The sequence below is a fragment of the Mesorhizobium sp. M0991 genome (genome assembly GCF_040318915.1).
Taxonomy (GTDB): domain Bacteria; phylum Pseudomonadota; class Alphaproteobacteria; order Rhizobiales; family Rhizobiaceae; genus Mesorhizobium.
The window spans coordinates 19,243-28,510 of sequence record NZ_JAMYNE010000047.1 but is presented as its reverse complement, the minus strand read 5'-3'; the positions used below and the strand labels follow the sequence as shown (position 1 = coordinate 28,510).

General features: G+C 63.8%; 9 protein-coding genes. 3 read left to right on the top strand and 6 right to left on the bottom strand.

Features of this window, described 5'->3' with window-relative positions; all coding sequences use genetic code 11:
• The 4 genes from NKH70_RS32775 to NKH70_RS32760 all read right to left on the bottom strand — a co-directional run.
• Nucleotides 1-442, bottom strand: a 442-nt coding sequence (locus tag NKH70_RS32775) for an ABC transporter permease subunit (RefSeq protein ID WP_353027235.1), incomplete at its 3' end; no start/stop codon positions are given.
• Nucleotides 442-1,173 carry an ABC transporter permease gene (locus NKH70_RS32770; protein ID WP_352916684.1) on the bottom strand — a complete coding sequence of 244 codons (732 nt, stop codon included), beginning with the start codon at nt 1,171-1,173 and terminating at the stop codon, nt 442-444. The genes NKH70_RS32770 and NKH70_RS32775, both read right to left, overlap by 1 nt.
• 125 nt (nt 1,174-1,298) lie before the next feature.
• A complete protein-coding gene (locus NKH70_RS32765; RefSeq protein WP_352721547.1) occupies nt 1,299-2,093 on the bottom strand; it encodes a transporter substrate-binding domain-containing protein in 795 nt (264 codons plus the stop codon).
• A 55-nt stretch (nt 2,094-2,148) separates the two neighbouring features.
• Complete coding sequence (locus NKH70_RS32760; RefSeq protein WP_352721545.1) at nt 2,149-2,958, bottom strand: ABC transporter ATP-binding protein; 810 nt, start codon at nt 2,956-2,958, stop codon at nt 2,149-2,151.
• Between the two features lie 217 nt (nt 2,959-3,175).
• Between NKH70_RS32760 and NKH70_RS32755 the strand changes: the two genes are divergently transcribed.
• Genes NKH70_RS32755 through NKH70_RS32745 form a run of 3 tightly spaced genes read left to right on the top strand, consistent with a single transcriptional unit; the run spans nt 3,176 to nt 6,366 of the window.
• Complete coding sequence (locus tag NKH70_RS32755) at nt 3,176-4,024, top strand: dimethylarginine dimethylaminohydrolase family protein (RefSeq protein ID WP_352721559.1); 849 nt, start codon at nt 3,176-3,178, stop codon at nt 4,022-4,024.
• Nucleotides 4,021-5,601, top strand: coding sequence for a 5-guanidino-2-oxopentanoate decarboxylase (locus NKH70_RS32750; RefSeq protein WP_352721544.1), 1,581 nt, complete (start codon nt 4,021-4,023; stop codon nt 5,599-5,601). The genes NKH70_RS32755 and NKH70_RS32750 overlap by 4 nt, the downstream gene beginning before the upstream one ends.
• A 57-nt stretch (nt 5,602-5,658) precedes the next feature.
• Nucleotides 5,659-6,366, top strand: coding sequence for an SDR family NAD(P)-dependent oxidoreductase (locus NKH70_RS32745; protein ID WP_352721542.1), 708 nt, complete (start codon nt 5,659-5,661; stop codon nt 6,364-6,366).
• A gap of 105 nt (nt 6,367-6,471) precedes the next feature.
• On the opposite strand, the gene rpsA is transcribed toward NKH70_RS32745, so the two are convergent.
• Together rpsA and cmk are read right to left on the bottom strand one after the other, a co-directional pair.
• The gene (rpsA, locus tag NKH70_RS32740; protein ID WP_023676278.1) at nt 6,472-8,169 is read right to left on the bottom strand and encodes a 30S ribosomal protein S1; all 1,698 of its coding nucleotides are present in this window, start codon (nt 8,167-8,169) and stop codon (nt 6,472-6,474) included.
• Between the two features lie 204 nt (nt 8,170-8,373).
• Nucleotides 8,374-9,024: a (d)CMP kinase gene (gene cmk, locus NKH70_RS32735; protein WP_352721541.1), complete on the bottom strand. Its 651-nt coding sequence runs from the start codon at nt 9,022-9,024 to the stop codon at nt 8,374-8,376.
• Nucleotides 9,025-9,268 lie beyond the last annotated feature (244 nt).

The window sequence follows — 9,268 nt, the reverse complement described above, 5'->3', positions numbered from 1 at the left end:
AGATCGTCAGAGAAAGAACGGCGTAGGGCCATGCCTGCCTTAGAATGGGCCAGAGGGACGACTCGCGTATCCAGGGAAATTGCGGAAACAGCGAGCCCAGTCCGTAGTAGAGCAGCCACAGCTGGAGCAGCAGCGGCGTGCCGCGAATAATCGTGCAGAACACCTTGGCCGGCACGCTCAAAATCGGCGGGCCGATCACCTGCGCAAGGCCGAGGGGAATGGCGAGCGCGATGCCCAGCGCCGACGTTACCACAAGCAGCCAGATGGTTCGCCATATGCCTTGCAAAGCCAGCGGCAGATAGGTGGGTAGCCAATCCCAGCGCATGAGAAAAATCGATGCCAGTACGACAACCAGCGCGATCAAGATCAGCGCTATGCGGTGCGGCCGCATCCAGAGCGAGGCCCGTGCGGCGGCGTCAATGACTGGAGTTTCGGCCGCCATCAGTGCGATCCAGCTATCGACGGCATGCCGCGTCGCGCCCAGCGCTCAACGCGCCCGATAACGACGTTGGAGACGAGGGTCAGAGCGAGATAGAGCGCGCCCGCCGCCATGAAGAAGGTGAAATAAGCCTTCGTCGCGCCGGCGGCCGTCCGTGTGGTTTGGGTCAGTTCATTAACGCCGACGATCGCGAGAAGCGCGGTGTCCTTGGTGGCGATCAGCCACAGATTTGCCAGCCCCGGAATGGCGAAGGGCAGCATCGCCGGCAGCGTTATGCGCCTGAGAAGCAGGCCGGGAGGCATTCCATACGCCCGCGCGGCTTCGATCTGGCCCTGCGGAATGGCGCGGATCGCGCCGCGCAAGACTTCGGTGGAGTAGGCGCCCTGCACGACCCCGAGCACGCCTATGCCGGCGACAACCCCGTTGATGTCGATCGCGGCATAGCCGAGCGCGGTAAGCAACTGGTTGATGAGGTCGGTACCAGCGAAATAAAGCAGCAGGATCAGCACCAGCTCGGGCACTGCGCGGACCACTGTGGTGTAAACTTCCAGCAGGTCACGGACCACCGGCCCGCCATAGAGCTTGCCATAGGCGCCGCCTACGCCGATCAAAAGACCAACCCCAAAGGAACCGAAAGCAATTCCGACGGAGTTTGCCAGCCCATGCAGAAGGCTGAGACCCCTGCCGTTCGGCGGTTCGAAGGACAGCAATTCCAGCGAACTGGCTCCGAACATGGTGGCGAGAACGTCGCTCAGCTTATGTCCCCTGGACTTGCGGGTTGAGGCGCCAATGATGCGTCACGCCGGACATGCCCACCGCGACGACGGCGGCTAGGCATGCCGGCTTGATGCCGTTGCCGTCAGTTGGACTGTGACTCGCCGCCGTAGATGTCGAAGTCGAAGTACTTCTTGGTGATTTCGGCATATTTGCCATTGGCCCGAATGGCCTTGATGGCGGCATTGATCTTGTCCTTTAGTTCCGTGTCGCCTTGGCGCATGCCGGCGCCCACGCCAGGCCCGAGCACTTCAAGGTCGGGCGCGACATAACCCTTGAGGTCGCAGCACGCTTTGCCTTGGTCCGATTTCAAAAACGCGTCGAGCGCGATCGAATCGGCCTGCGTGGCATCGATTCGGCCGGCGCCGAGATCCTGATTTGCCTCGTCCTGCGTCTGGTATTCCTTGATTTCGGCGGCGTCGGTGAAGTGCTTCTTGGCGTAGGCGGCGTGCACCGTGGATGCCTGAACGCCGACTATCTTGGCTTTCAGCCCCTCAGGTGTCGCATCGAATTTCTGATCCTTGGCGCCGATCACCGCTGTCGGCGTGTTGTAATATTTGTCGGAGAAGTCGATTTCCTTCTTGCGTTCGTCGGTAATGGACATCGAATTCATGATCGCATCGATCTTCTTGGTCTTAAGTGCCGGGATGAGGCCGTCCCATGGGACTGGCGTCAATACGCAATCCAGCTTGGCTTCGCCGCAGATGGCATTGACGATGTCGACTTCCCAGCCACCCCACTTGCCGGAAGCATCCTGCGAGTAAAACGGCGGATAGGCTTCAGGCGAAAAACCCACCTTGATCTGTTCGGCGCTTGCCGAAAATGCGCTCGACAATGCGATCAGCGTGGCCGCGAGCGCCGTTTTGAGAAAAGGTTTCATTTTTTCAGTTCTCCCGTTTTTTGGTTTTGACGTTCCCGTCTGCTTTTCTCGCAAGTCATCCAACATTGCGCAGAAACTGCTTCAGCCTTTCGGATTTGGGTGCGCCGAAGATCTGTTCCGGCGGCCCTTCTTCCTCGACCAGCCCGTTATGGAGGTAGACGACATGCGTCGCGACCTCGCGGGCAAACTTCATCTCATGGGTGACCAGCACCATGGTGCGGCCTTCGCGCGCCAGGTCGCCGATCACCTTCAGCACCTCGCCGACCAGCTCCGGGTCGAGCGCCGAGGTCGGCTCATCGAACAGCATGACGCGCGGATTGATGGCCAGCGCCCTGGCGATCGCGGCGCGCTGCTGTTGGCCGCCCGACAGATAGGCGGGATAGACGTCGCGTTTTTCGGCCAGGCCGACGCGGGCGAGCAATTTCTCCGCCTCGCCGATCGCCACATCGCGCTTGACGCCGAGCACATGCACGGGAACCTCGATGACGTTCTCGATCAACGTCATGTGACTCCACAGATTGAAGTTCTGGAAGACCATGCCGAGTTTGGAGCGGATGCGTTCGATCTGCTTGCGGTCGGCGGGCACGGTGTGGCCGTAGCTGTCGGCCTTCAGCTTTATCTCTTCGCCATTGACCCGGATGATGCCGCTGGTCGGGTTCTCCAGGCAGTTGATGCAGCGCAGCAGCGTCGACTTGCCCGAGCCGCTGCCGCCGATGATGGCGATCACCTCGCCATCGCGCGCCGACAGCGAAACGCCCTTCAATACATGCAGTTTGCCGAAATTCTTGTGCAGGTTCTCGACGTGGATGGCTTCGGCAGCGCCGTTCTGCGCCGTATGCTTCAGGGCGGTGGCCGGCGCTGTCATCGTCGCGGTGCCCCGCGGAGCAGCCGAGGCAGTCCTTGCTGGAATTTTTTACCCATTACCCGTCACTGGACAGCGTTCCGATTCTCAAGATGGACCGTTCCGCTTGCCTCCGTCAACCGCAGTTTTTGGACCATTGATCACGGCCAGCCGAGTGGCTATTGGCAGGGCGGGCGCGTTTCAGGAGAATTTAGTGGGCAAAGCATACGGGTCTCAGTCGATGGCCGGGCCGCTGCAGCGTGTGCTGATGCGCTCCGCCGCCAGCGCCATGCATCGAGCCAAAGCACTGGATTGGCACTATGGCCCGGGCTTCGATCCGCAAAAGGCGGCGGCCCAGCACGAAGCGTTGGCCAGGCTGATTTCGGCCTCAGGCGCCGAGATCGAATGGCTGAGCGACGCCGATGACGGGCTTGCCGATTCTGTCTTTACCCACGATCCCTCGCTGATGACCGATCATGGCGCGGTCATCCTTGCCATGGGCAAGGCGCTGCGCCGGCCCGAGCCCGGCCTGCACGAGGCAGCCTACGGGCGCATGGGCATCCCCGTCCTCGGCCGTATCGAGGCTCCCGGCCAGGTCGAGGGCGGCGACTGCGTGTGGGTGGATGCAAACACGCTGGCCGTTGGCCGCGGCGTGCGCACCAATCAGCACGGCATCCAGCAGCTCTCCAACCTGCTTTCACCCAAGGGCATCCAGGTCTACGGCTTCGACCTGCCGCTCTGGCAGGGCGAGGAGGCCTGCCTGCACCTGATGTCGGTGATCAGCCCGCTCGCCGACGATCTGGCGCTGGTCTATGCGCCGCTCCTGCCGGTCGCCTTCCATCAGATGCTGCGCGAACGTGGCATTCGGCTGGTCGAGGGCGACGCCGACGAATTCTTCGCCTCGAATGGGCTCAGCCTGAACGTCCTGCCGACCGCGCCGCGCCAGGTTATCGCCGTTGCCGGTTTTCCGAAGACGGCGGCTGCCATGCAGGCCGCTGGCTGTACGGTCTCGACATTCGAGGCCGATGCGCTGTGCGTTGCCTGCGAGGGCGGCCCGACCTGCCTCACACGCCCGGTGTTAAGACAATGACGACGATCGGCGAAGCGCTCATCACCTTGCTCGAAGCGCACGGCGTCGACACCGTCTTCGGCATTCCCGGCGTGCACACGGTCGAGCTCTACCGCGGGCTGGCGCGGTCGAAGATCCGTCACGTCACGCCGCGCCACGAGCAGGGCGCCGGCTTCATGGCCGACGGCTATGCGCGCGCCAGCGGCAAGCCGGGCATCGCCTTCGTCATCACCGGGCCGGGGCTGACTAACACCATCACCGCCATGGGCCAGGCGCGCGCCGATTCGGTGCCGATTCTGGTAATCTCGGGCGTCAACGCCACACCGACGCTGGGCAAAGGCCTTGGCCATCTGCATGAACTGCCGGACCAGCGCGGCATGATGGAGAAGGTGGCGCTGTTTTCGCACCGTGTCACCGAGGCCGGCGAACTGCCCGGCGTGCTCGCCCGTGCCTTTGCGCTGTTTTCATCCTCGCGTCCGGGTCCGGTGCACATCGAGATCCCGACCGATGTCATGAGCCTGCCTGCCAACGGCATCGTGCCGCTGCTGCGGAATTCAGCGCCGCCCGAGCCGGATGTGGCGGCGATTGCAGAGGCGGCAAGGCTATGCGCGTCTGCCCGCCGGCCGCTTATCCTGGCCGGCGGCGGCGCCAAAGCTGCCGAAGCGCCGTTGCAGCGCCTGGCCGAGAGGTTGGGAGCGCCGGTCGTCCAGACCGCCAATGCGCGCGGCCTGCTCTATCGCCATCCGCTTGGCGTGCCGGCCAGCCCCAGCCTGAAGGCGGTGCGTGCGCTAATGGCCGATGCCGACCTGGTCATTGCCGCCGGCACCGAATTCGGTCCGACCGACTATGATGGCTATGGCGACGGCGGTTTTGTCCTGCCCGCCAATCTGATCCGCATCGACATCGGCGCCGACCAGCTTGCCCGCCGGCCTGCGCGGATTTCGATCCAGGCCGATTGCGGAGCGGCGCTCGACGCGCTGCATGCCGAACTCGGCACGGGCGAGGCGCAATCGGGCGACGGCGCCGCTCGCGCCGCCGCGACGCGGCAAGCGGCCTTTGCCGAGATTGGCCCGGCTATGCAGGCGCAATTGCGCGCCGTCGAGACGATCCGTGATGCACTGCCTGGCGCGATCATCGTCGGCGATTCGACCCAGCCGGTCTACGCCGCCAACCTCTACTACGATCACGACCGGCCGGGCGGCTGGTTCAACGCCGCCACCGGCTTCGGCGCGCTCGGCTATGGCCCGCCGGCGGCGATCGGTGCCGTCCTTGCCAGGCCTGAGGCGCCGGTCGTTTGCCTCACCGGCGATGGCGGCTTCCAGTTCACCCTGCCGGAACTGGGCGCCGCGCTCGACGCGGCGGCGCCGGTGATCTTCACCGTCTGGAACAATCGTGGCTACCGCGAGATCGAAACCTCGATGCTCGACGTCGGCGTCGAACCGGTCGGCGTCTCCCCGGCACCGCCGGATTTCTGCAAATTGGCCGAAGCCTATGGCATTGCCGCCGAGCGGATTTCCGGCGCTGGCGGCTTGGCGGACGCGCTTGGGCGCGCGCGGGCGACTGGACGACCTTACGTCATCGAGATTTCGGTTGAGTGATCGCGCGAAAGGCGCGACCTTCCGCATCGGCGGCGCGCAATGACGGAGCGGTCGAATATGACGGAAACACTGGACGGCAGACATATCGTGGTGACCGGCGGCACCGGTGCGCTTGGCGGCGCGGTCGTAGGGAAACTGCTGGAGCAGGGCGCGATCTGCCATGTGCCCAATGCCCATGCTGCCGCGCCTGCGCATTTTCCCTTTCCGGCGCATGACCGCGTCAGGCTGGCGCACAATGTCGACCTTGCCGACCCTGCCAAGGTCGACGCCTTCTATGCCAGCGTTCCAGATTTATGGGCATCGGTGCATCTTGCCGGCGGCTTCACCGCCGCGCCGGTCGAGAAGATCGAGCCCGCCTCCTTTGCCGAGATGATGGACACCAACGCCCGCACCACCTTCCTGTGCTGCCGCGCGGCGATACGCTCGATGCTGGAATCTTCCGTGTCGGGCCGCATCGTCAATGTCACCGCGCGAGCCGGGCTCGATCCGCGGCGCGGCTCCGGCAAGGTGGCCTACGCTGCCGCCAAGGCGGCGGTCGCCGCGATGACCGTGGCGATGGCCGAAGAGCTGAAGGGCAACGGCATCCTGGTCAATGCCGTGGCGCCCTCGACGCTCGACACACCGGCCAACCGGGCTGACATGCCGAACGCAGATTTCAGCAGATGGGTCAGCCTTGAAGCGGCGGCCGAAGCCATTGCCTATCTTGCCTCGCCGGCCAACATGGCCATCAGCGGCACGCTGGTGCCACTTTACGGCAGGGCCTAAGCCTGCGGCTCGTCACAAGCAAAAGGTCACAAGCAAAAGCCCCGCCGGATCGTTCCGGCGGGGCTTTTTATTTCGTTTATAACCCGCGCGAGGCGCGGTGTTGGCTTAGCTGCCCTGCTTCTTCAGCGCGGCACCCAGGATGTCGCCCAGCGAAGCGCCGGAGTCGGTCGAACCGTATTGGGCGACCGCTTCCTTCTCTTCGGCGATTTCCAGCGCCTTGATCGAGACCTGCAGCTTGCGGGTCTTCTTGTCGAAGGCGATGACGCGGGCGTCGACCTTCTGGCCGACGGTGAAGCGCTCGGGGCGCTGCTCGTCGCGGTCACGGCTGAGGTCGGAGCGCTTGATGAAGGTCTCGATGCCGCTGTCGACCAGCCGCACTTCCAGACCGCCATCCTTCACGCCGATAACCTCGCAGGTCACGACCGCGTTCTTGCGCAGTTCGCCTGACGTCGCGGCTTCGCCGACCGTGTCCTTGGCCAGCTGCTTGATGCCGAGCGAGATGCGCTCCTTGTCGATGTCGACGTCGAGCACCTGCGCCTTGACCATGTCGCCGCGATTGTACTCCTCGATCACCTGCTCGCCCGGACGGGTCCAGTCGAGGTCGGAAAGGTGGACCATGCCGTCGACGTCGCCTTCGAGGCCGATGAACAGGCCGAACTCGGTCTTGTTCTTGACCTCGCCCTCGACCTGGCTGCCGACCGGATGGCTGCGCGCGAAGGCCTCCCACGGGTTCTCCAGCGTCTGCTTGAGGCCGAGCGAGATACGGCGCTTGGCCGGATCGACTTCGAGCACCACCACGTCGACTTCCTGCGTTGTCGACAGGATCTTGCCAGGATGCACGTTCTTCTTGGTCCACGACATTTCCGAAACGTGGATGAGGCCTTCGATACCCGGCTCCAGCTCGACGAACGCGCCGTAGTCGGTGATGTTGGTAACGGTACCCTTGATCTTCTTGCCGATCGGGAACTTGGTGCCGATCTCGGACCACGGATCGCTCTCGAGCTGCTTCATGCCGAGCGAGATGCGGTGGGTTTCCTGGTTGATGCGGATGATCTGCACCTTGACCGTCTGGCCGATATTGAGGATTTCGGTCGGATGGTTGACGCGGCGCCATGCCATGTCGGTGACGTGCAGCAGGCCGTCGATGCCGCCGAGGTCGACGAACGCACCATAGTCGGTGATGTTCTTGACGACGCCTTCGACCACCTGGCCTTCTTCGAGGTTCTGCACGATTTCCGAACGCTGTTCGGCGCGGCTTTCCTCAAGCACGGTGCGGCGCGACACCACGATGTTGCCGCGGCGGCGATCCATCTTGAGGATCTCGAAGGGCTGCGGGTTGTGCATCAGCGGCGAGACGTCGCGGATCGGGCGGATATCGACCTGGCTGCGCGGCAGGAAAGCCACCGCACCGTCGAGGTCGACGGTGAAGCCGCCCTTGACCTGGTTGAAGATGACGCCTTCGACGCGTTCGCCCTTGGTGAACTTCTCTTCGAGACGGACCCAGCTCTCTTCGCGGCGAGCCTTTTCGCGCGACAGCATGGCTTCGCCAAGCGCGTTCTCGATACGCTCGACATAGACCTCGACCGTGTCGCCGACCTTGAGCGTCGTGTCCTTGCCCTTGACGCCGAATTCCTTCAGCGGCACGCGGCCTTCGACCTTGAGGCCGACGTCGATGATGGCCATGTCCTTCTCAATGGCAGTGATGATGCCCTTGACGACCTGGCCTTCGCCGGAATGGCCGGCGGAAAATGATTCTTCGAGCAGGCTCGCGAAATCGTCGCGAGTGGGATTTGCAACTGACATAGTTTCTCCTGGAATGCCCCGCAATCTGTCGCGGGGCGGCGCCGTGGGTTAGCGTTGCGTTGGCCTGCCGGCGTTCCGGGGCAAAAAGCCCCTGGCCGCCCTTGAGCGGCAATTCCGGCGCATGAAGAATGCTGGCAGGCTGGTTCACGCCCAATATGGGAATTCTTTTGTCGCCGGCAATCGGCGGCGGCAGGAAAACCCGGCTCAGGCTTCGTTTCTCTTAGCCAGGACGTCGTCGATGATCGCCTGAGCTGCCAGAAACGCGGCCTCTATAGCCATTTCCGACGTGTCGAGCAAGTGCGCATCGGCGGCCGGCTTCAAGGGCGAGTCCATGCGGCCCATGTCGCGCTCGTCGCGGCGCACGATATCGGCAAGGATTTCATCGAAATTGGCAGTGCCGCCGATGCTCTCGATTTCGTCCAGCCGCCGCTTTGCCCGCACCTCGGCGCTGGCCGTGACATAGAGTTTTACGTCGGCATCGGGACAGACGACAGTGCCGATGTCGCGGCCGTCGAGCACCGCACCCGGCGGGGTTTTTGCGAAGGCACGCTGCTTGTCGACCAATATGCGCCGGACCGACGGGATGACAGCCACTTTCGAAGCCGCCTCGCCGATCGCGTGTGCCGAAAGCACGGCGCGGTCGAGCTTTGCCAGATCGACCTGACGAGCCGCGGTTTCAGCGGCAGAGACATTGTCGAGCGGCAGGCCGAGCCGGAGCAGCGAATGCGCCACCGCGCGATAAGTAAGGCCGGTGTCGAGCAGGTTCAGCCGGTAGTGATCGGCCAGCCGCCGGGCAAGAGTGCCCTTGCCGGCGCCGGCGGGACCGTCGATGGCAATGGTGAAGGTTGAGGTCATTGGCCGCCCACCGGAATCGAAAAGCGCAATGATCCAGATTGGCGTAGCGATCCTTCGCGCCCCCCTCTGTCCTGCCGGACATCTCCCCCACTTGGGGGGAGATCGGCGGCCATCGCGGCTTTCGCCAATTGTCTACGTCGCAGGATTGAGCGGAGCGCCGAAGCTGCCAATCTGCCTCCTTGTGGGGGAGATGTCCGGCAGGACAGAGGAGGGCGCTGTCCCGCCGACGTTCCAGTTTGGCCCC